Raw genomic sequence first — 21,966 nt, 5'->3', positions numbered from 1 at the left:
GAGGAGGCCAGGCCTCCTCCATAAAGAGAGTGTCACGCCTGCCAGATCGGCAGAGTGCAGGCTAGACCCCCAGGGTGGCACCGCCATCGACCACCAGATCCTGCAAGGTGATATGGCTGGCGGCATCAGAGGCGAGAAACAGCACGCAGGCAGCCACCTCGTCGGGGGTTCCAAGTTTGCCAAGGGGGATCCCCAGCTTGAACTGCCCGGGCAGACCCGCGATGGTGCGCAGCTCCCCTTCGCGCTGCTCCGCCTCCCCCTCCTGCCACATGCCGCAGAGCATCGGAGTTCGGGTCGAACCCGGCGACACCAGATTGCAGCGCACCCCATAGGGGGCAAGTTCCAGCCCTGCCGTTTGGGTGAGGCTGGTCAGCGCCGCCTTGGAGGCGCCATAGATGCCCATCCCCACTCGCGGCACCCGACCGGCATTGGAGGAGACATTGACGATGGCGCCCCTGCACCGCCCCTTAAACCAGGGGGCCAGGGCCCGCATCAGGTAGAAGGGGGCGAAGGTATTGATGGCGAAGGTGCGCTGCAAGAGGGCGTCATCCACCTCATCGAGCCTGCCGGTCGCCAGTACGCCGGCGACATTGACCAGCACATCGGGCCCCAGCCCCTCATCCAGCAGCTGTTCGCAGCAGCGGGTCACGGCCTCGCTATCGCTGACATCGATCACCACCCTCTTCACGTTGCCGGGCAGCGCCTCGGCCAGTTGCAGATCGAACGCCACCACGCAGGCCCCCGCCTCGGCAAAGGTGCGCGCCACCGCATGGCCAATTCCCTGCGCCGCGCCGGTCACCCAGACGGTTCTACCTTGCCACTCGCTCATGGGGTGCACTCCGGTTCGCTGACGTGATCTTCGTTGACCTGATAAGCCGTATCCTGACTGACATTGAGCTGGCTGACATTGTGCTGACTGGAGAGAAGCTCCCACCACTGAGCCAGGGTCGGCGTGCGGGCCAGCTCGGACAGCTCCACCACCAGCCCCTGCTGACGCCACTCTTCCACCAGCCCCATCACCGCCAGCGAGTCGAGACCGTAGTCGAGCAGGTTGTCATCCTCAGTGGGTTGCTCCTGCTGCATCTCGGCGGGCAGCCGCGCCAACACCAGATCACGCAGTGACTCTCGACTCAGGGGACGTTTGCTGGCCGCCATCACCTCGGCCACGGTAATTACCCGACCGGCATTGCGGCTGACATAGGAGAGCGCCAGCAGATGATCCTCGCGGGAGAAGTCGGCGATGGCATCTGCCACCAGGAAGGGGCGGATATCGCGCATAAAAGCATCGACCGCCGTCTGCATCACCCCGATATGGCCGTAGATGCCGCAGATCACCAGCTGATCCCGCCCCCATCCGGCCATCAGCTCCGCCAGCGGTGAGCGGCAAAAAGCGCTGTAGCGCCACTTGGTCAGCACCGTATCCTGCGGCTCGGGCGCCAGCGCCGGGACGATCGGTTGACGCTCCGGCGCCCGGGTCAATCCGGGCCCCCACATGTCATTGAGCAGCGCCCGATCGGCCTGACTCTGCTCAGCAGGCTGGGCGGTGTAGACCACCGGCATGCCGAGGGCACGCGCCTGACGGATCAGGGTGGCGATATGGTCGATGACCTGATTGATCAGCGGATTGTCCGGCCCGTAGAAGTCGACGAAATAGTGCTGCATATCGTGAACCAGCAAGGCGGCCCGGCCCGGTTCGAAGGGCCAGTTCACCCGCCCGCTGGGCAGCTCCTCAGCAGTGGGCAGCGGATAGGCGGCGAGGGATTGAATGGTCATGCACACTCCTTGGCGAGCTGCTCGCGCAGCGTCTGTTTGTCTATCTTGCCGACCGGGGTGTGGGGCAGTTGCTCCACCAGCACCAGGCGATCGGGCAGTTTGTAATCGGCCACCCCCTGCTCGCGCAGGAAACGGCGCAAGCGGGGCAGATTGAGGGGCTCGCGGCACATCAGAAAGGCGCAGCTGCGCTCCCCGAGCATGGGATCAGGCATGGCGACCAGCGCCGCCTGCCGCACCTCCGGGTGGGTCAGCAACAGCTCTTCAATCTCGAGGGCGTCGATCTTCTCCCCGCCCCGGTTGATCTGATCCTTGTTGCGCCCCACCACCATCAGATGGCCGCCGGGCAAGCGGCAGACCAGATCGCCGGTGCAGTAGAAACCGTCCCGGTCGAAAGCCCGCTGATTGTGGGCATCGGCCTTGAAGTAGCCGCGAAAGGTGTAGGGGCCACGCGTCCAGAGCTCGCCACACTCACCATCAGGCAAGGGGCGCCCGTCGCTATCCCGCACCTCCACCTCGTCACCCGGGCTCATCGGGCGGCCCTGGGTATTGACGATGTGCCACTGGTCATCCTCGATGCGGGTGTAGTTGACCAGCCCCTCGGCCATGCCGAACACCTGCTGCAAGCGGCAGCCAAGGCGGCTCGCCACTGCCTCGGCGTGAGCCGGGCTGAGGCGCGCACCGCCCACCTGCACACACTCCAGGGAGGTCTGCGGATAGTGGCTGGCCGCCTCCAGCCAGAGCGCCAGAGCCGGTGGCACCAGTGCCGCCCAGTTGATCTGATGACGCTGCACCAGCGGCAGACAGGTTGCTGCGGAAGGATCCTTTGCCAGCACTACGCAGCCACCGGCATAAAACACTCCGAGTGCGCCGGGGGAGCTCAGGGGAAAGTTGTGGGGCGCTGGCAGGGCGCAGAGATAGAACACCCGCTCATCCCAACCGCACACCGCCACGCTCTGGCGCACGCTGTAGCCATAGTCATCGTGGGTGCGGGGGATCAGTTTGGGGGTGCCGGTGCTACCGCCGGAGAGCTGGAAAAAGGCGACCTGATCGGCTGGAGTCGGTGTAGGGGTTGGCGCAGTGGCCGTCAACGGCGAACCATCAGCATGAGCCACGGTTTCAGACTGACGCCATGCAAATCCTGACTGAAGATCGCCCCCTTCTGCTGGCTCGAACAGCAGTGTCTGACAGGAAGGCGATATCCGCTCATCAAGGGCCGCGAGGCTTCCCCCTTCACCGGCAAAGCCGGGGTGAGAGGGGCTGAGTACCAGCAAGGCGGGCTCAATCTGGCGGGCAAAGGCCACCAGCTCGCGCCGCTGATGGCTATAAAGGGCGTGCACAGCCACCACTCCGCTGCGGATCAGGGCAAACCAGCAGATATAGAACTCGGCGCAGTTGGGCAACTGAACCAGCGCGGTATCGCCATGACCCAACCCGCGCACGGTCAGCCGCGCCGCCAGCGCATCGACCTCACGTTTTAACTGGCCATAACTGAGGGTGCGCTCGCCGCAGATCAGGGCCGTGCGCTCGGGATAACGTTCGGCAGAGTCATCGAGCAGGGCGGTGAGCGGTTGCCCGCACCACCAACCTTGTGCTCTGTAGTGGGCTGCCAGCTCTACAGGCCAGGGGGTAAAGGGCACCAGCGGCTTCATGCAGTTACCTCCGGCTCCCGGCTTTCGAGACCAAACGCCCGCAACATGGTGCCGAGCTTGGCGGCGGTCTCTTGCCACTCTGCTTCCGGCGAGGAACCCACCACCACTCCGGCGCCGGCATAGAGCCGCAGTTGCCTGCCGGCCAGCACGCCACAGCGAATGGTGACTACCCACTCGCCATTGCCATCGGCATCCATCCAGCCGACGGCGCCACAGTAGAAGCGGCGATCGTACCCCTCAAGCCGGGAGATGGCCTGACGCGCAGCCGAGAGCGGCGTGCCGCATACCGCCGGCGTCGGGTGCAGCGCCAGCGCCAGTGCCAGCACGGAAGAGGGTTCATGGAGCCGCCCGGCGATGCGGGTCGAGAGGTGCCACATGGTAGGAGTGGCGATCACCTGCGGCTCCGGGGGGACATCCAGCTCGCGGCAGTAGGGAGAGAGGGCCGCAGCGACTGCATCGGCCACCAGCGCATGTTCATAGCGATCCTTCTGGGCCCCCAGCAGCTCGGCACTGGCTGCCTGTTGATCGGAAAACGCGTGGCGCGGACGGGAGCCCGCCAGTGGATTGCTCACCACCGCCATCTCGCTGCGCGATACCAGCAGCTCGGGGCTCGCGCCAAGCAGGGTCTCCCCCTCCGGCAGCGGGATCTGGAACACATAGGCGCCCGGATTCTGGGCAAGCAGAGAGCCATAGGCGTGTGCAGGTGAGGTCTGCTCTGCGCTCTGCACGTCGATGGCGCGTGACAGCACCACCTTCTCAAGCTGGCCCTCACTGAACTGCTGCAGCGCTGCCCGCACCGCCCCCTGATAGTGGGCTGAGCCGGTCACTTCGCTCACCTCGCCATGGAGCTGGCAACAACGGGCGGGCAACATCGCATCCCTTGCGACCCACTGCGATTGCGCCGGGATCACCAGATGCCAGGGGGATTGGGTATCAAACGGAATGGCGCCGATGGCGATGGGATTGTCCATCCCCTGCTGGCGCAACTGACGCAGATGGGCGAGCAGTTTTTCCGGTGGAATGCCGGTAAAACTGTCGTGGATACCGGAAGCGACCAGTACCCTGTCACCGCTGGCAAAACAGCACACTTTATCCAGCCCGGCCGCTGTGGCGGGCCACTCTCCTTCCAGTGCATGGTCACACATGACGGTGCTACTCCTTGGAATCAATCACTACCTGAAACGACAAAAAGTGAGTCATTTGACTCACCACATCGCAGGGTGAGCGGCATCCTAACAAGGAGTGAAAAAACGATCAATACAAATGATAATCAATTTCATTAACTTATTTTTAGTCAAAAGAGAGGGGCGAACGAAACCGAACATCGCCGATAAAAAAGAGTTGCGATCGGAGCAAATTAAACTTGATAATGATAACGCTTATCATTTGAATGTTATGGAAGATGTAAATAATGAAATCCTCAACCTCCCGTTTTATTGCCCCCAGCCTGCTGGCCACTACCATCGTCACCCTGCTGACCCAGCAAGCCATCGCCGCCAGCAACGCCCCTCAAGCCGACGAGGTGATCACCGTCACCACCACGGCGCACAATACCCGCTCGGCCCCTGCCTCCATCTCGGTTATCAGTGCCGAACAGATCAAGGCCACACCGGTCAATGACCTTGCCGACCTGCTGCGCCACGAGGTGGGCATCCAGGCCGAGACCGACACCAATGGCCGCAGCGACATCGGTATTCGCGGCATGTCCGGCAAATACACCCTGGTGCTGGTGGATGGCAAACGCCTCTCCTCCTCCAATGCCCTGTGGCGCGGTGGCAACTTCGACAACACCCCGGTGCCCCTTGGCATGATCGAGCGGGTCGAGGTGATCCGCGGCCCCATGTCGGCACTTTACGGCTCCGATGCCATCGGCGGTGTCATCAACATCATCACCAAGCAGCCGGGCAAAACCTGGCAAGGGGCAGCCGATGCCGACTTCAAGGCCATCGAGGGCAAGGATGGCGGCGATCAGCACAGAACCAACCTGGGCTTTACCGGCCCGCTAACCGACAACCTGCTGATCCGGATGAATGGCGAAGTGTACGACCGTCAGGCCTGGACTCCGCCGGAAGCGGCCGATAGCATCCCGCTCATCGAAGCCAAGCAGACCCGCAACTTTGCCTCCACCCTGAGCTGGCTGGTGGATGAGCAGCAGCGCTTCGAGTTTGACTATCTCTACAACCAGGATGAGCGGCCCCTCGATATCTTCCGCAAGACCGGCAACAAGGTGCACAGCCGCCAGCAGCAAAACGATCGCAACCTGTTTGGTCTGACTCACAAGGGGAACTGGAGCTGGGGTGACACTACCGTCATGGCCAACTATGAAAGCTCCCAGATCGACGACTTCAACACCAGCTACTCTGCCCCGCAGCAGCGCGAACTGGAAGAGAACACCTTGACCCTCAAGGGCTATACCAACCTGGCGCTGGCCAACCACTACCTGACCCTGGGTGGTGAATATCTGGATCGGGAGCTGGTGGATGCGGTGAGCTACAAGGATATCGGCGGCAAAGAGAGTCACTCCCAGGAGGCACTATTCGCTCAGGACGAGATCGGCCTGACCGACAGCCTGACCCTGACTCTGGGCGGTCGTTACGATCACCACGAGATCTACGGCAGTCACTTCACCCCGCGCGGCTATCTGGTGTACGAACTGAACGATGTGGTGACCGTCAAAGGCGGGGTCAGCCAGGCCTTCAAGGCGCCGGCACCGCACCAGTACTCCAATGGCTACAGCATCGAGAGTTGCGGCGGCAGTTGCCGCATCTATGGCAGTGACAAGGTCAAGCCGGAAACCAGCACCAACTACGAGCTGGGCGTTATCGCAGGGCAAGGGATCTGGGAAACCAGCGCCACCCTCTTCTACTCCGATATCGACGACATGCTCACCTTCAAACAGCTGCCAAACTCCACTGACCGCACCTGGTACAACCTGGAGAAGGCCACCACCAAAGGGCTGGAGCTGACCGGCAGGCTCAATCTGACCAACGACATCAATCTGGGTGCCAACTACACCTACCTGAAAGCGGAAGGCGATCAGGGTCAGGCCCTACCTGAACGGCCGGAGCACAAGGCCAACGCCAAGCTGACCTGGCAGGCCACCGAGCGGGTCAACGCCTTCGTTGGCACCACCTACACCGGCACCCAATATGCGGAGCAGACCGTCAACAAGGCCGTGGTGCTGCACAAGCTGCCCAGCTATCAGACTTTCGATCTCGGCACCGGCTTCAAGGTCACCGAGAACTTTGATCTGCGGGTCGGTATCACCAACCTGACCGATGTGCGCCTGCAGGAGAAAGACCCCACCTTCCAGAACGTGGAGCCGGGTCGCAGCTACTACATCAGCGGCTCGGCCCGCTTCTAAAGCTCATCAAACCAACAGCGCGGGCCCATGCCCGCGCTGTGTTGCCCGACACAATAAGGGGAAGCTCCCCACTGGACAGCAATGAGCATGCAGGTTTCCATTTCCATAAGGATCGCTCATGTTCACCTCACTACTGAACGCATCACCCCTTGCCACCCTGCCCACCCCGGATGAGTTGCTGCAAGATCACCCCGTACCTCCCCGACTCGCCCGTCAGATAGCGCGCAGCCGCCAGCAAGCCCGCCATATTCTGCATGGAGAGGACGACCGCTTGCTGCTGGTGATCGGTCCCTGCTCCATCCACGATCCCGTCGCCGCCCGCGACTATGGTGGCCGGCTGGCCGAACTGCAGGGCCAATACGGGGATCAGCTGCAACTGGTGATGCGCACCTACTTCGAAAAGCCGCGCACGACGCTCGGCTGGAAGGGATTTATCTTCGATCCGCATCTGGATGGCAGCGATCGGCTGGCAGAGGGATTGCGCCAGGCGCGCGAGCAGCTGATGGCACTCGGGCAAGAGGGGCTCGCCTGTGCCACTGAATTTCTCGATCTCACCAGCATGCTCTATCTGGGGGATCTCATCAGCTGGGGCGCCATCGGTGCCCGCACCACCGAATCCCAGCTCCACCGCCAGCTGGCCTCCGCCCTCCCCTGCCCCATCGGTTTTAAAAACGGCACCGATGGCAACGTCCAGATCGCGGTCGAGGCGATCCTTGCCAGCCGGGCTGCGCACCTCTATCCGCAGCCTTCCGGTGACGGGCGGCTGGCACTGGTGCGCAGTCATGGCAACCCCGATAGTCACCTGATCCTGCGCGGTGGCCGCCTGCCCAACTATCAGAGCAATCATGTGGCAGAGGCTGGCGAGCTACTGCGCCAGCATCATCTCTCCCCTCGCCTGATGATCGATTGCAGCCACGGCAACAGCCAGAAACAACACGCCCGCCAGCTACCCGTGGCCCGGGATCTGGCTGCCCAGCTCGGCAACGGCTGCCACACCATCGCCGCCGTCATGGTGGAGAGTTTTCTCAAGGAGGGACGCCAGGATATAGCCAGCAAGCCGCTGTGCTACGGCCAGTCGGTCACCGATGGCTGCATCGGCTGGGAGCAGACGCGGGTAGTACTCGATGCCCTTGCCGAAGGGGTGGAAGCGCGCCGCCAGCAGCGTATTGCCCTGGCGGGGTAAAACCGGAACGCATGTGGCAGATAAAGATATGGCCCCGATGGGGCCATATTGCTCAGGACTTCTCGCCGCAGATCAGGCGACCGATTCACGCTCCACCAGCTGGGCTTCGAATTTGAGCGGCAACCCCTCTACCGGCTTGTGATCGAGCAGGCGCAGGGCCAGCTCGGCGGCGCGGCTGCCCATCTCCTCGATGGGGTAACGCACCGTGGTGAGCTTGGGATAGATGTAGCGGGCATAGGGAATATCGTCGAACCCCACCACCGACACCTGTTGCGGGATCTTGTAACCACGCTCCAGCAGACAGGAGATGGCTCCGGCCACCATGCCATCGTTGAAACCGAGCACGGCAGTGAACTCGACACCGCGCGCCAGCAGCTCGCTCATCGCCACATAGCCACCGTTCTCGTCGGCAAAGCCGCGGCTGATCAGGGCCGGATCAAGGGCAATACCAGCCCGCCCCAGCGTCTGGGTATAGCCCGCCATCCGTTGCTGACCATCGACGAACTCCTCGTCATCGGAGGTAATAAAGGCAATCTTGCGATGACCGGCATCGAGCAGATGCTGGCAAGCCGTGGTGATCCCGGCCTTGTTGTCGAGCCAGACGCAGCGATCTTCGGCGCCCGGCACCTGACGATTGATAAAGACGATGGGAGTGGTGCCCGCCGCCAGCTCGCTCAGCTCCTCGTCGGGCAGCGCCTTGCTGTGCAGGATCAGGGCATCGCACTGACGCTGCAGCAGAGCCTGAATGGCATGGCGCTCGCGGGTAATGTCATGGTTGCCCGACATCACAATGGTGAACTTGTTTGCCCGATCGACCATGGTTTCAATGCCCCGCATCATCTGGGCGAAGAAGGGACCACCGCAGAGGTCGCCGACCAGCACGCCAATGCAGTTGGAACGCTTGCTGACCAGAGCCTGGGCAAAACTGTTGGGCCGAAAATTGAGTTCCTTCATGGCCGCCAATACGGCCTCGCGCTTTTCCGGGGCGACCTGCGCCGTGTTGTTGATCACGCGCGATACGGTGGAAATAGACACATTTGCCAGCTGAGAAACGTCTTTTATCGTTGCCACTATCCATTCCTTTATTGTGAGGGGAACCTGCTGGTGCCGACGGCCGAGTATATCCCGCTCCCTGGAACATTTCCCGGAGCCCGATCACCACTCATGTTTCCTTTTGTAACAGAGCGTTGCTGATGATACCCGCTGCCTGCGGGATTTGAAAACGGGGCCGACTGGCGGCCCCGTGCTCAATAGGCGTGGTTGAGCTCCCGATCCGACATGAAGCGCAGCGGCTGCTGCAGCTTGTGCTGATAGATGAGGTCAAACGACAACACGTTCTGCACGTAGTTGCGCGTCTCCTTGTAGGGGATGCTCTCGACCCAGACATCCATCGGCTTGTTTTCACTCTGATCGCGCCAGCGCTTCACCCGACCGGGCCCGGCGTTGTAGGCCGCTGCCGCCAGGATCCGGTTGCCATCGTAGAGATCGAGCAAGCGCTTGAGGTAGGCGCTCCCCAGCCGGACGTTCATCGCCGGATCAAACAGCTGCTGTTCGCTGCGATAGGGCACACCGAGCTTGCCGGCAGTCTCTTTGGCGGTCGAGGGCATCAGCTGCATCAGGCCGCGCGCCCCCACAGGTGACTGGGCCATCGGATAGAGCGCACTCTCCTGACGGGATATGGCGTAGAGCAGGCTCATGTTGACCGCCCGCTCCCGCGCCACCTGACTGAAGGTCTGGGTGTAGGGTTTGGGGAAGCGCAGCTCCAGTGCATCCCACGCCTCGGCGCGGATGCTGGAGAGAATGGCCAGCTCATGCCACCCCTGATTGAGGGCGATATGACCAAACTCGATGCGCTGGGCCACCGGGTTGCGATCCATGTTGTGGATCCACTCGGCCCGTGCCGCCGTGATTTCGTTCATCGACAGCAGCTCGCGCACCCGCAGCAGGAAGGGCCAGCGCTGGCTGGCAGTGCGCCAGTCCGGTACATGCTTCACCCCCTGATTGACCATACGGTAGGGCACGCCGGTACGCTGGGCCGCCATAAAACCGTAGAAACCGCGCAGGTTGGCGGTCTCCAGATAGAGATCCTGAGCCGGTTTCTTCTGCCCCTGCACCTCGAGAGAGCGCGCCATCCAGTAGCGCCAGCGATCCTCTTTCTGACGCGCCATCGGCATCTTTTTCACCCAGCCGGATAGGCCGCGCCAATCCTGTTCCCAAATCGCAAGACGGGCCCGCAGCTCGGTGATATCGGGGTCGGCCAACCGCACCACGGTATTGTCGAGCCAGCTGCGCTGGGCCAGTGAGCGATCCAGCAACAGACGACGGGCAATGGCACGCTCAACCGGTTTGACCTCGGCCTGAGTCAGGCCGAAACGGCTGCGAAAGAGCGTCAGCTGGCGCAGTACCGCTTCCGGCTCCTGATTGGCATAACGGGCCAAACCGAGCGAGAGCAGCTTCCTTGAGTAGGGATTGCTGCTGAAATAGGCGGGATTCATCGCCTTGGCGGGCTGTTCGAACAGGGTCACCATCTGATCGCCATAGCTTTGCAGGCTACCCGACAGGTTGGCCCCCAGATGACGGATCAGGTTGGGGTTCTCCGCCTCGAACGCCAGGGTCATCCGCTGCCAGATTTTATCCTGGGTACGCTGACCGGATGCTTGCCACAGCTTGAAGAGCGGCGAGCAGGCGTCAGGGCGGGATTGACCGCTCATCCAGAGTTTGCCAGCCCCCTGCAATGCTTCACCCTGTTTGCCGGTGTTGTAGAGCGCCTGATAGTGCATGCAGAGCAGATCGGTGGAGCTCGGCTTGGCTGGATAGAAGCGCAGGAATTGCGACCACTGCTCGCTCTGGGCCAGATAGGTGAGGTAACTGCGTTCCAGTCGGTTCGACTGGGGGGTATCGCCATGCTCGCGGATAAAGCGGGTCACATCGTTGTAATCGGCCGCCCCGGGCCGAAAAGCGAGCTGGTAGTAATCGAGGTAGGGCAACAGGGGATAATGAGCCAAACGGGCTCTAATTTGCTGGAAACGGGCCTGATCATCGGCCTTTACCGCATCATAAGCCTGACGGTACAGCGACTGCTCCGCTGTTTGTGCCATCAGACCCGGCGCAAACAGCGCCGACAAAACAATTCCCCATACAGCTTTCACTGAACATCTCCATTGCGAGGCAAGAACACCGCCCGCGGGCGGTGGGTCTACTGCCTCCCATTCTACCCGTTGCCAGCCAAGGCGACAGCGGGGAGAAGAGACTATTTTTCTACGCCGCTCAGCTGGATTTCGCGCGGGTACTCTTGTCTCGCGAGGCGCTGCACATATTTCTCCAGATAGGGCACCGGCAACGGCTTGGAAGCAAGATAGCCCTGATAGAAGCTGCACCCCTGCGCCTTGAGAAACTCCAGCTGCTGACGTGACTCCACCCCTTCGGCGGTAACGTTGAACCCCATGTGGCGCGCCATGGCGATCACCGCCTCGACGATGGCCATGTTGTCGCCATCCTTGGGGATGTCCTGAATGAAGGAGCGGTCGATCTTGAGCTCGTCGGCGGGCAGCCGCTTGAGATAGCTCAGGGAGGAGTAACCGGCGCCGAAATCGTCGATGGCAAAGCTGATGCCAAGAGATTTGAGATCCGTCATCTTGCTGATGGTGTCCTCGGCATGGCCCAGCACCACGGATTCGGTGATCTCCAGATTGAGGCAGGCCGGATCCATGCCGGTTTGCGCCAGCACGTCGTGGATCCGCTCGACAAAGTCGGTGGCATGGAACTGCTTGGCACTGACGTTGACCGAGATCTGCGGGATATGGATACCATTCTCTTCCCACAGCACATACTGGGCGCAGGCCTCGTGGAGCACCCAGTTGCCGATATCGACGATGAGATCGCTCTCCTCGGCGATGGGGATAAACTCGGCCGGCGAGACCAGTGCGCGTCCCGCCGGCTGCCAGCGGATCAGCGCCTCGACGCCGATGATGTCGCCGCCATCCACCAGATGCTGGGGCTGATAGTAGAGCGTCAGCTCCTGCTGGTTAAGGGCGTTGCGCAGCTCGTTGTGGATGTGCAGGCGACGATCCGCCTGCTGCTGCATGGAGGCGTCAAAGAAGCGGCGAGTCTTGCGACCGGCCGACTTGGCCTGATACATGGCGGTATCCGCCTGCTTGAGCAGATCATCCACACCCTGCTCCCGATCAGGAAACAGGGTGATGCCGACGCTGGCACCGATGTGCAGTACCTGCCCCGCATAGGTGTAGGGCGCAGCAATCTCGGTAATGAGCCGCTCGGCAATGATGTCGGCCTGCATCTCCGCCTGGGGCGGGCTGGCCGACAGCGACGGCAGCAGCAGGACGAACTCATCCCCACCGAGGCGAGCCAGACAATCACCCTGACGCACCAGCCGTTTGAGCCGGGTCGCGACCTCCTTCAATAGCCAGTCGCCGGTGGCGTGGCCAAGGGAGTCGTTGATGGTCTTGAAGTGATCGAGGTCGATAAAAAGCAGCGCGCCGATCAGACAGCTGTGAGTCGCCTCATTGAAGGTCTGAACCAGGGTTTCATGCAATTGGCGGCGGTTGGGCAGACCGGTCAACTCGTCGTAATAGGCGAGATCCTGGATCCGCCGTTCGGCCGCCTTGCGCTCGGAGATATCCTCGAAGCAGATGACGAAGTGGCTGATCCCCCCCTTCTCATCCTGCACCGGCGTTACGATTTCCCACTGGGGATAGGTATGACCATCGGCGTGCAGGCGCTGGGTTTCACCCTGCCAGCGGCTCAGGGGATTGAGCTCGTAACCGAGCCCCCCCAGATTGGGCCAGAGATCCTGTTCCAGCTGCAGGCCGAGCACAGCCTGGCTGTCGAATCCGGTGATCTGGCTAAAGGCATTGTTGACCCGCAGGATCTTGAAGCCCGGGTCGGTGATGATGATCCCCTCATGGGTTTCGAAAGCTACCGCAGAGAGGCGCATCTGGGCATCTGATTGCAGCCGTTCCAGCTCGGCAACCATCCGCACCGTGAAGGTGTTGAGTACCGAGTTGAGGTTCGCCATGTCTGCCGGCGCCGAGCTGAGCAACGCCAGATGGCCCAGCAGCTGCCCCCGGCCATCAAACAGCGGCTGACCGTAATAGGTCTGACCGGCAGCCAGCCACGGCTGGTACTCCTCCTGCTCGGAGATCACCTCCAGGCAGACCGCGCCCTGCCGATAGAGCTGCTGGCAGGGTGTTCCCGCCAGCGGGTAATCCTTGAGCACCAGCCCGTCGGCGGCCAGCACCCGCACCCGATCCGCAGAGCTCAGCTCACCGACCCAGACCGCATCGACTTGCAGAATGTGGGAGAGCTGTTTGACCAGGGTGTTGAAGAAGTCGAGCCCGGTGCGGGCAGAGAGTGCCTGCGCCAGCTGGGTGAGCAGACTGGTCTGCAGCAAAGGCAGAGAGAGCTTGAGAGACGTTGCAGCAAGCGGGATCAGCCAGCCACAGCAAACCTCCTGGTTGGGCACGAACTGGCCGCTCCAGAGCACATGGTTGAGGGCCCCCTCTTTATCTCTGAGGTGGCCGATAAACTGTTCCGGCAGGTGTGATTCATGAAGGCGGATGAGGAAGTCGGCAAAGCCCGCTTCATCTTCCGGCAGCAGCTGATCGGCCCATGGATGAACCCCCTTTCCTTGCCACTGCTGGCAGGTGCCCTGATCAGAGAGACTCCACTGATCATGCTGCCGATCAAAAAACCACATGACCTGCGTGGCTTGATGCTTCATTTATGACTCCAACACAACAACCGACCACGTTTGATGTCCAGCAACAGGCAGCAGCAACCGCTCCGGATCCGCTCATGAGGTCGAAGAGAGGAGGGGCAAAGTGCAAACATGCGATATCAAGCAGTGGGAACCGGATATGAGGTCGACACAGGGTGCTGCCAAGAGGGGACAGAAACGATCCTATTCCCGTCATACTGCCTGCCAGTTTCAAGGAGCTCAAGCGATTTTTGGCACGAAACCGGAAAAGATCACAATTTATAAGTTGCTGAATAATGATGGCCGCATTTTGTGATTTACGTCACATTTTAAGTACCACCAATCAGTAATCTGAAGGTGAAGACACAAGCAAGACGACCCGAAGGGGGCCTATATGAAAATCGAAATTACCAGCAAAATCATCGACATCACCCCGGCTATTCGCGAGCGTATCGAATCCCGCTTTGAAAAGCTCGAACGTCTTCAGGTGCCTCTCATCACACCCCATGTGATTGTCTCCAAAGAGCGTCTGATGTTCATTGTCGAAGCCAGTGCTGGCATCCCCAACGGCAAACTGTTTGCCCAGGCAGAGCATGAGGATCTCTACGCCGCCATCAACGAATTGGGACAAAAACTGGAGCGTCAACTCAATCGCCATACCGAAAAACCCATTGCCCGTCGCGCCAATGCCGCGTTGAAGGAGCAGGTTGAAACGGACGAAGCTGACGCATAAGGCATCGCGGATCACAAAGAGCATAAAGGCGGGTTATCCCGCCTTTTTGTTTGCCTGATTTTCAGCTGGCTGAACAAAAACACCAGCCCCTAGCTGAGCCAGTGAAGACGGGTATCGACCCCCTGCTGCAAGCGGTCGAGCACCGGCAACAGCACCAGCGGATCCTCCTCCCGCGGCACACTGGCTAGCTTGTGTTGCAGCTTCTCGCGTCCCAGCAGTGTCAGATTGTCAAACACCGCCTCATCGATCAGCGGCTGTCTGGCTACCAGTGGTGGCGTTTGCAGTGCCAGCCAGAGCCGCACATCCACCATGCTCCCCCCCTGCTGCAACCGCTCATTGATGGCACTGCAGTCACTCCCCGCCCCCTCGGCCATCAGCACCTGAGCCTCTCGCAGCTCAAAGTGCGCTCGCCAGTCCCGCGTGTCCGGGCTTGCTGCCGGCTTGGCATCGAACCAGGGCTGCTCTTCAACCGCATCGGTCAGCAGCGCCAGCTGCAATCGGAAATCAGCCCGATCGCCATGCTGAAGATCCAGGTTGAGGCGTTGCCCCAACTGGCCTTCATCGACGAGCAGCTGATTACGGATTGAACTGGGTAGCATGGGATAACTCTTGGAAATGGTGATTTCATCTCTTATCGGCCACATATCCAATTCTTTTAATGGAAAAATCCGCTTCAGGGGTTCACAAAAGCGGAAGATCTGTTAGTATGCGCCTCGCACTTGGGGAGGGGTTCCCGAGCGGCCAAAGGGATCAGACTGTAAATCTGACGGCTCTGCCTTCGAAGGTTCGAATCCTTCTCCCTCCACCATTCAAGTGCAAAAATATGAAGCAATACCCCGTGGAGGGGTTCCCGAGCGGCCAAAGGGATCAGACTGTAAATCTGACGGCTCTGCCTTCGAAGGTTCGAATCCTTCTCCCTCCACCATTATTCAGAAAACCCGGCCTCGCGCCGGGTTTTCGCTTTTCTGGCCATTGTAAATCAGAGCCGGAAGCCATAGCCCTGCCACTCCCCGCCAATCCGATGGCGCAATAAAAACGGGAGGCCAGCGCCTCCCGTTGTTCAGTTCTCACCGCCATCAGAGCGTGAAGCGATAGAAGATATCCACCGCCTGTGCCACCCCGCTCATCGCCTGCAGATAGAGGCGCGGCAGCAGTTCGTAGCGCAGTTTGAACTCGGCGATGGGGCTGAACACCCCGACCCCGTATTGGAACTGCAGGCCCGGCAGCAGATAGGCTGACAGGGTCACCTGGGTGTTATCGCCACTGCCTGCCGTATCGAGGGAAACATCGCTCATCCCGAGCGACTCGCCAATACTCGACACCACCCCATTGGCCTGACTGACCGCCCCCGCCACCAGCAGACCGTTGAAACCGCCATCTTCCCCGGTGGTTTGCAGCCCTTTACCGCGCAGCAGGTAGGAGAGCTGTTCCGACTGCGCCATCTGCGGCTCGGAGTAGACATTGATCGCCGGCTTGCTGGCCGGACCGGTCACCCGCACCCCGACCGTCACCTGCCCCTCGATGGTATCGGGATCACGGTACGCCTCGATATTGAGGAAGGGGCGATCGAGCGGACCAGAGAAGAGGATCCGCCCCTCCTTGATGATCAGGTTCTGGCCATAGGCCTTGAAGCGACCATTGGTGAGCACCAGCTGACCATTGCCTGCCAGCGGCTTGCCCGGATCCTGACGAATATTGAGGCCACCCGATACATCGGTCTTGAGCCCCATCGCCTCCAGCTTCACATCGTTGCCAAGGCGGATCGCCACCTTCATCGCCAGCGGCAGGCTGGCCTGCTTGGGTGGTGGGGGCAGATCGTCATAAACCACGGTGACATCGTCAGAGACAGCGACCGCCGAGTCAGGCAGGCTCTTGACCAGAATGCGCGCCCAGGGGATATCCACCTGACCGGTCACCCGGGTCTCGTCACCCAGCGAGACGGCGATATCGGGGGAGACCTTCACCCGCCCCATCCCCGGATACTGCGCCTCCAGCTCCTTGCCCTGAATGGTGAGGCTGCCGGTCACCGGCATCTTGGCCCAACTGAGCCAGCCCCCCAGTGCCAGCGGCCCCTTGCCAACCAGCATGGAACCATCCAGCTCGGCCCGGTTGCCTTCAATCTTGAGGCGGGTCACCAGCTTGGTCAGGGTCACCATGTCGGAGTGGGTCTGCACCTCGCCATCACTCAGATTGAGCTGGCCAAACAGCAGCGGCGCCGCCAGAGTGCCATCAAAACGGGCATTGGCCGAGATAACCCCGTGCAGGGAGCGCACTTCGGGAATGAGCGGTGCGAAGGTGTCGAGTTTGAGATCATCAAACTTGAGCTGGCCGCCGAGCAGACCGCGGCCGGCAGGCTCCCTGATCAGCAGCTCGGTATCGATATTGCCGATCTGTCTGGAGGCAAAATCGAGACGAATGGCCGCCTGCTGCCGCTCGAAATCAAGGCCCAGCGCCAGCTGCTGGTAGTCGGTCTTGAGATCATCGGTGACAAAGGTGCCCGGCGTGGTACGCACCACCGCATGCAGGGTCGGCTGGTTGCCGCGCCAGCTGGCCCGGCCATCGGCAGAGAGCACCGCCTGCCAGCTAAAGTTGTCCGGCAACCAGGGACGCAAACGCTTGAGGTCAAACCCGGCCAGTGCAAACTCCAGCGAGCCTTGCGCTGCCGACACCTGGCTTCGTTTCACGCAGAGGCTGGCCCCTTGCGAACCGAGGCAGAGCTCCCCCATCGCCACGCGCTGGCGCGGCAGATCCACATCCAGATCCCAGGGCGAGGTGAGATCCCAACGACGCAGCGGGGTTTTGAGCTTGAGCTCGGAGAGCGCGCCACGCCAGTGATCTCCGCGCATGCCGCCCGCCAGTTTGAGGTTGGCCGCAACCGGGTCACCCTTCATGGTCAGGGTCAGCTGATGCTGGTTGAAATCACCATTTAGATTGAGCAGCAGCTGGCTCAGCTTGGTGGCCCCCTGGGTCAACTCGGCAACCGAGAGTGTCAGCTCGCCAGCGGGCTTGGCCCCCAGCGCGCCGTTGCCCTTGAGGGTAATGCCACCGAGATTGGTTCCCGCGTAGTAGAGGCGGCCAGCGGTCAGATCGGCTGCCACTCTGGGGGTCTGCTGGTTACCGCTTACCTTAACCTGCCCTTTGATATCCCCCTTCAGACCGGGATAGATGCCGCCGAGCTGGGGCGCATCGAGTGCCGCATCCAGCTGCCAGCGGGCGGGTGCTATGCTCCCCTTGGCCTGCAGCTGGTTGGGACCGCTTTGCAGCGAGAGGGTCGGGATCTGCCACTCCATCTTGTCGTTGCCGCGCAGCTCACCCTTGAGGGCCAGCGGATACTGGTTGAGCTTGCCATCGATCTTGAGCTTGGGCAGGTTGAGCTCCCAGTGGCCCGCCTCGTTCATCGCAAACCGGCTCTCCAGCTCTCCCGCCAGAGTGCCCTTGAGTTCTGGCAACAATTCGGCCGGATTGATCCCCTTGAACAGGGTCGTCCCCTGCCATTCGATCCCCTTGTTCCACGCAAGCTTGCCATCGAGTTTGAGCTCCCCCTTGAGGGCGTTGAGCTGCAAGGCGATCTTGCTGAGCCGATCCAGATCCCCCTTCCCTTCAAGCACAACCTTGAAAGGAGGCACGTCGGTACCCTTGCCGGCGGTATTAAGAGCAAATTGATAGCCGGAAAGCTTGCCCTTGGCGGTCAGGCTCCCTTTATCCAGCCGATAGTTCGGCTCATCTTTGGCAGGCTTGTGCAACGGCCAGCCGAGGCTCTTCCAGTCGAGGGCCAGATCGAAAGGCAGATCCGGATCGAGCGCGGCCAGAGATCCCTTGAGGTTGGCGGCAACCGGCCCCTTGGCCGCCAGCGTCAGTGCCAGTTTGCCAACCGACCCACCCAGAGTCAGGGTCGCCTGCTCCCCTTGCAGCTCGCCGTCGAGCAGCCCCTTGCGGGCCTTGGCATCCAGCGTCACCGCCAGCGGATAGTCATCCCCCAGCCGGATATTGCCCTTGAGCGCCAGATCCGCCATGGCGTGGCGCAGCGACAGCTCGCGCACCTCGATGTGATCGCCGACGGCACTGGCAGAGAGCTGCAACTTGTCGATCCCTTCGACCAGCTCGCCCTGCTTGTATTGCACCCGGGTCGCACTCACCCCTTCAAGCTGGATGGGAAATGGCAGGTGAATGGCGGGCAGTACTATGGGTTCTACCTTCGCTGCCTTGTCGTTGCCAGCTTTCGCTGTCTTGGGTGCCTTATCGCTGTCACCCTTGGCTGCGCTCTTTGCTACCGGGGAACTTGCGGCCTTGCCGCTAGCCTGAGCCGGCGCCCTGGCTGAGGTGCTGGCAGGAGCATCAGCAATGGTCACACTCAGCTTGTCGAGCACAGGCCCGCGCACGATCAACCCCTTGCGATTGAGGGTGGCGCCGATATCGAGGGATCCCAGCGTCACGGCAACACCGGGTACCGCCAGATCGAGGTCAGCCACCTTGAGGCTATCGACCTGAATTTTGAGGGGGAGCGGATGCCAGACAAAAGGCTCCGATGGCTCTTCCGGGGCTGGCTCCGAGTCAGCCACCTTCACCACCGGATGGGTCACTTCAAGAGATTTGATCCAGAGTTTGCCCTGCAGCAGTTTGCCAAGATCCCAGTCGAGCACGGCGCGATCGACGGTGACATCCACCAGCTCATCCTGCCAACCCGCCCCTTCCAGAGTCCAGCCATAGCCAAGCTGGCCCGCCACCAGCTCCCCCTTGAGGGAGGGCAGCGCCGCCCTGGCCTGTTGCCACAACCACTTGTTGCCCTGATGGGTGAATCCCAGCAGGCTGACGCCGATGAGCAGCAGGAAAATCAGCCCCATCAGCCAGAGAAAGATGCGTTTTACCCAGATCATAATTCAGGCCCCAATGCGAAATGCAGCCGCAAGGGCTTGTCCTCTTCCGATACCCCGACCGCCAGATCCAGCCTGACCTGACCGATGGGGGTCACCCAGCGCACACCGACACCGGTACCTATTTTCCACGGCTCGCTGTAGTCGTTGGTGGCGGTACCGCCATCCACAAACAGGGCTCCCAGCCACTTGTCGCTGAAGCGGTAGTTGTACTCCATACTGGCGACGCTGGTGTAGCGGCCACCGGTCAGCTTGCCGTCCGAGCCGGTCGGCGAGATGGTCTCGTAGCCAAAGCCGCGTACCGTCTGATCACCACCGGTAAAGAAACGCAACGACGGCGGCACCAGCGAGAAGCTGTCGCCTATGATGGCCCCCTGCTCGGCACGCATCAGGAATCTGTGGTTATCCCCCAAGGTACGCAGCCATTTGCTGCGTCCCCACACCCGCATAAAGCTGATGTCGGAGCCCCAGCTGGGGTCGGAGAACTCCAGCGTCAGCTGCTGGCGATCCCCCCAGTCGGGCACCAGACCACCACGCACCCGCAGCCGCGACCAGGAGACACCGGGGATCAGCAGCAAGCTGTTCCCCTCGTCGGCACCCTGGGTATAGATTTCGTTTTCCAGCCGGATAAAGACGTCACGGTCCCAGCTCTCCGGTCGCCGCGTCCAGCGGTGCACACCGACGGTCGTCAGGTCGGAGCGGGTATCGTTGTTGTCCTTGTACTGGTAACCAGTCTGGATCGAGTAGTAGTCCCGCAGCGGGTTGCCCACCGGGATCTGGTAGTCGAAGCTGAGCTCGGCCTCCGGCTGGGAGACCTTGGCGGTAGCAAAGAGGCGGTGGCCATAGCGGTTGACCCAGGGCTTCTCCCAGGTGGCACTCATCCGCGGCCCCACGTCGGTGGCGTAGCCGATACCGGTCTCAATCTCGTGATCGACCCGGTTGTCCAGCGTCACCGAGATGGGCACCCGGTAGTTGCTCGCCTCACTCAGCACCGGCTTGATATCGACCTGACGGAACAACTTGGTGGAGGAGACATCCTGCGACATCTCGGCCAGACGGATGGCGAGATAGGGGTCGCCGCTCTTGATGTTGATAAGCGGCCGAATAAGGTGGAGCGCTTCGGGGGTGGCGTCGTAGCGGATCTCGCCAAAGTGGTAGCGGTGGCCCGACTGGAAGAGGATGTAGATCTCCGCCGTCCCCTTGTCCGGGAATACCTTGACCTGGCTCTTGCCCAGCTTGGCATCGAAGTAACCGCGGGCCAGCCCGAGGCTGCCCAGATCCGCCTTGATCGACTCGTATTTGGCGTGATTGAGGGGATCCCCCTCTTTGAGCGGCAACTGATCGAGCAGGGCGCTGTAGACCTCGTCGCTGCCGGCATCCCCCTCCAGCAGAATATCGAGGCGCGAGACGATGACCGGCTCCCCCTTGTCCACCTCAATCATCACTTTGGACGGGGTTTTCTTGTCGCGGCTCAGGGTGATCTTGGGCTGGTAGTAGCCATACACCTGCAGCGCCTTTTGCACGCTCTCGGTGATTTTGGCGCGAGCCGGGCGGTATTGCCGCTCCTGATAGACGGGCAAGGCGTTGAGGTAGGCTTCAACGTTATCCTTGTTCTCCCCTTTCAACCCCTTGACCTGATAGGTGAGCTTGGCAGCCAGTGCGGGGGTGGCCATCAGCGACAGCATAAGGCCCAACCCGAGCACCAGGAGGCTACGTCGAAGGGCTGAGCCAAAGAGCGAACTCCCTGTCAGCAGGGACGGATTGCATCCTGTCAAAGGTCAATATTCCTGAAAATTGGTTAAGATGGCGGAGCGGCTCACGGCACATCGGAAGCAGAGAAACGGAGCACCCCAGCAAATTGCGAGCCCTATCCTAACATAGGCACCGGCTGGCAACAGTGCGGCATCCGTGGCAAATTCACCATATCTTTGAATACGTTGGCTACAAATCATCCGCTCTGGCGCACATCGCCGGGTTAAAAAACGCCGACCTTGGCCTTCATCTCACCCCAACGCCGCGCTCACCAGTACCACATACCCGCTACGTCCGGATTCCCGCCTGCAAAGGAACGCAAAACAACATGCGACAGGGTTTGTCGGCAGCCGGGTTCCACGGCGCGCTTTTGCTGCAGAATCTCGTCGAATGCCAGTGCCCCGTAGCACACAACCCATTTCGGTTAAGAAATGCTCGTTCAGGGCAATCGAATTATCCCGCTCCCCTTGCCGCCCCCCCTGCCCCACACTTGAAGTCAGCAATTTAAAGGAGACACATCATGCATGCACGTAGCGAACAGATGGCTGACTATATTGCCGATCGTCTCGAGTTCATCACCTTTCTCGCCTGTTGCAGCGCCCTGCTGGCCCTGCTGACCGGCATGAGTGGCCAGCAGGCGCTGGCCTTTACCGCCCTCAACCTGCCGTTTGGCCTCGGGATCCTGCTGGCCATGGCTCTGCTGGCACCGCTGCCCGCTTACTGGCGCCTGCCGGGTATCACCCTGCTGCTGGCAGCTGGCGCCCTGATGACCCTGCAACTGGGCGGCGAGTGGCTCAATCCGCTGGCCATCTGGAGCCTCTACGCCCTGCTCGGGCTGGAGATAATCTGGCAGGCCCGCCCCAAAGCTGCACTGGCGGCTGACGGACGCGGCCAATTGAGGTAACCTTGCGCCCCCGATTTGCCA

Annotated in this window: 14 protein-coding genes and 2 tRNA genes; 6 read left to right on the top strand and 10 right to left on the bottom strand. The window is 61.3% G+C overall.

Going from position 1 to position 21,966, the window contains the following annotated elements:
• Positions 1–61 precede the first annotated feature (61 nt).
• Genes dhbA through WE862_RS11550 form a run of 4 tightly spaced genes read right to left on the bottom strand, consistent with a single transcriptional unit; the run spans position 62 to position 4,567 of the window.
• Positions 62–829 (bottom strand): 2,3-dihydro-2,3-dihydroxybenzoate dehydrogenase, encoded by a 768-nt coding sequence (dhbA, locus tag WE862_RS11565; RefSeq protein WP_042033303.1) that lies wholly within the window; start codon positions 827–829, stop codon positions 62–64.
• The gene (locus WE862_RS11560) at positions 826–1,773 is read right to left on the bottom strand and encodes an isochorismatase family protein (protein WP_042033302.1); all 948 of its coding nucleotides are present in this window, start codon (positions 1,771–1,773) and stop codon (positions 826–828) included. Before WE862_RS11560 ends, dhbA begins: the two co-directional genes overlap by 4 nt.
• Positions 1,770–3,422: a (2,3-dihydroxybenzoyl)adenylate synthase gene (locus WE862_RS11555; protein WP_042033300.1), complete on the bottom strand. Its 1,653-nt coding sequence runs from the start codon at positions 3,420–3,422 to the stop codon at positions 1,770–1,772. Before WE862_RS11555 ends, WE862_RS11560 begins: the two co-directional genes overlap by 4 nt.
• Positions 3,419–4,567 carry an isochorismate synthase gene (locus WE862_RS11550; protein ID WP_042033298.1) on the bottom strand — a complete coding sequence of 383 codons (1,149 nt, stop codon included), beginning with the start codon at positions 4,565–4,567 and terminating at the stop codon, positions 3,419–3,421. Before WE862_RS11550 ends, WE862_RS11555 begins: the two co-directional genes overlap by 4 nt.
• Positions 4,568–4,833: 266 nt before the next feature.
• Here WE862_RS11550 and WE862_RS11545 point away from each other — a divergent pair, with 266 nt between their 5' ends.
• Together WE862_RS11545 and WE862_RS11540 are read left to right on the top strand one after the other, a co-directional pair.
• On the top strand, positions 4,834–6,786 hold the full coding sequence (locus WE862_RS11545) for a TonB-dependent receptor domain-containing protein (protein ID WP_042033296.1): 1,953 nt from the start codon (positions 4,834–4,836) through the stop codon (positions 6,784–6,786).
• A 118-nt stretch (positions 6,787–6,904) separates the two neighbouring features.
• Positions 6,905–7,969: a 3-deoxy-7-phosphoheptulonate synthase gene (locus tag WE862_RS11540; protein ID WP_042033295.1), complete on the top strand. Its 1,065-nt coding sequence runs from the start codon at positions 6,905–6,907 to the stop codon at positions 7,967–7,969.
• A 72-nt stretch (positions 7,970–8,041) separates the two neighbouring features.
• On the opposite strand, the gene WE862_RS11535 is transcribed toward WE862_RS11540, so the two are convergent.
• The 3 genes from WE862_RS11535 to WE862_RS11525 all read right to left on the bottom strand — a co-directional run bounded on the left by WE862_RS11535 (position 8,042) and on the right by WE862_RS11525 (position 13,709).
• On the bottom strand, positions 8,042–9,040 hold the full coding sequence (locus WE862_RS11535) for a LacI family DNA-binding transcriptional regulator (RefSeq protein ID WP_042033294.1): 999 nt from the start codon (positions 9,038–9,040) through the stop codon (positions 8,042–8,044).
• 176 nt (positions 9,041–9,216) lie between these two features.
• Positions 9,217–11,118: a transglycosylase SLT domain-containing protein gene (locus tag WE862_RS11530; protein WP_041209822.1), complete on the bottom strand. Its 1,902-nt coding sequence runs from the start codon at positions 11,116–11,118 to the stop codon at positions 9,217–9,219.
• A 101-nt stretch (positions 11,119–11,219) separates the two neighbouring features.
• Positions 11,220–13,709 (bottom strand): putative bifunctional diguanylate cyclase/phosphodiesterase, encoded by a 2,490-nt coding sequence (locus tag WE862_RS11525; protein WP_042033293.1) that lies wholly within the window; start codon positions 13,707–13,709, stop codon positions 11,220–11,222.
• A 370-nt stretch (positions 13,710–14,079) separates the two neighbouring features.
• Here WE862_RS11525 and hpf point away from each other — a divergent pair, with 370 nt between their 5' ends.
• A complete protein-coding gene (hpf, locus tag WE862_RS11520) occupies positions 14,080–14,418 on the top strand; it encodes a ribosome hibernation-promoting factor, HPF/YfiA family (RefSeq protein ID WP_033113440.1) in 339 nt (112 codons plus the stop codon).
• A gap of 89 nt (positions 14,419–14,507) precedes the next feature.
• On the opposite strand, the gene WE862_RS11515 is transcribed toward hpf, so the two are convergent.
• Positions 14,508–15,017, bottom strand: a complete 510-nt coding sequence (locus WE862_RS11515; RefSeq protein ID WP_042033481.1) for a VC2046/SO_2500 family protein — start codon at positions 15,015–15,017, stop codon at positions 14,508–14,510.
• A 124-nt stretch (positions 15,018–15,141) separates the two neighbouring features.
• Between WE862_RS11515 and WE862_RS11510 the strand changes: the two genes are divergently transcribed.
• Together WE862_RS11510 and WE862_RS11505 are read left to right on the top strand one after the other, a co-directional pair.
• A tRNA-Tyr gene (locus WE862_RS11510) sits at positions 15,142–15,226 on the top strand.
• Positions 15,227–15,258: 32 nt separating this feature from the next.
• A tRNA-Tyr gene (locus WE862_RS11505) sits at positions 15,259–15,343 on the top strand.
• A 151-nt stretch (positions 15,344–15,494) separates the two neighbouring features.
• Here the strand turns inward: WE862_RS11505 and WE862_RS11500 are convergent.
• A complete protein-coding gene (locus WE862_RS11500) occupies positions 15,495–19,292 on the bottom strand; it encodes a translocation/assembly module TamB domain-containing protein (protein WP_042032432.1) in 3,798 nt (1,265 codons plus the stop codon).
• Positions 19,289–21,064: an autotransporter assembly complex protein TamA gene (locus tag WE862_RS11495; protein WP_042032431.1), complete on the bottom strand. Its 1,776-nt coding sequence runs from the start codon at positions 21,062–21,064 to the stop codon at positions 19,289–19,291. The genes WE862_RS11500 and WE862_RS11495 overlap by 4 nt, the downstream gene beginning before the upstream one ends.
• Positions 21,065–21,561: 497 nt before the next feature.
• On the opposite strand from WE862_RS11495, the gene WE862_RS11490 reads away from it, so the two are divergent.
• A complete protein-coding gene (locus WE862_RS11490) occupies positions 21,562–21,945 on the top strand; it encodes a hypothetical protein (protein ID WP_041208422.1) in 384 nt (127 codons plus the stop codon).
• Positions 21,946–21,966 lie beyond the last annotated feature (21 nt).

This window comes from Aeromonas jandaei (assembly GCF_037890695.1).
In the GTDB taxonomy this organism is placed as follows: Bacteria; Pseudomonadota; Gammaproteobacteria; order Enterobacterales; family Aeromonadaceae; genus Aeromonas; species Aeromonas jandaei.
The sequence above is the reverse complement of the archived record's forward strand: the minus strand, read 5'-3'. Positions and strand labels throughout refer to the sequence as shown.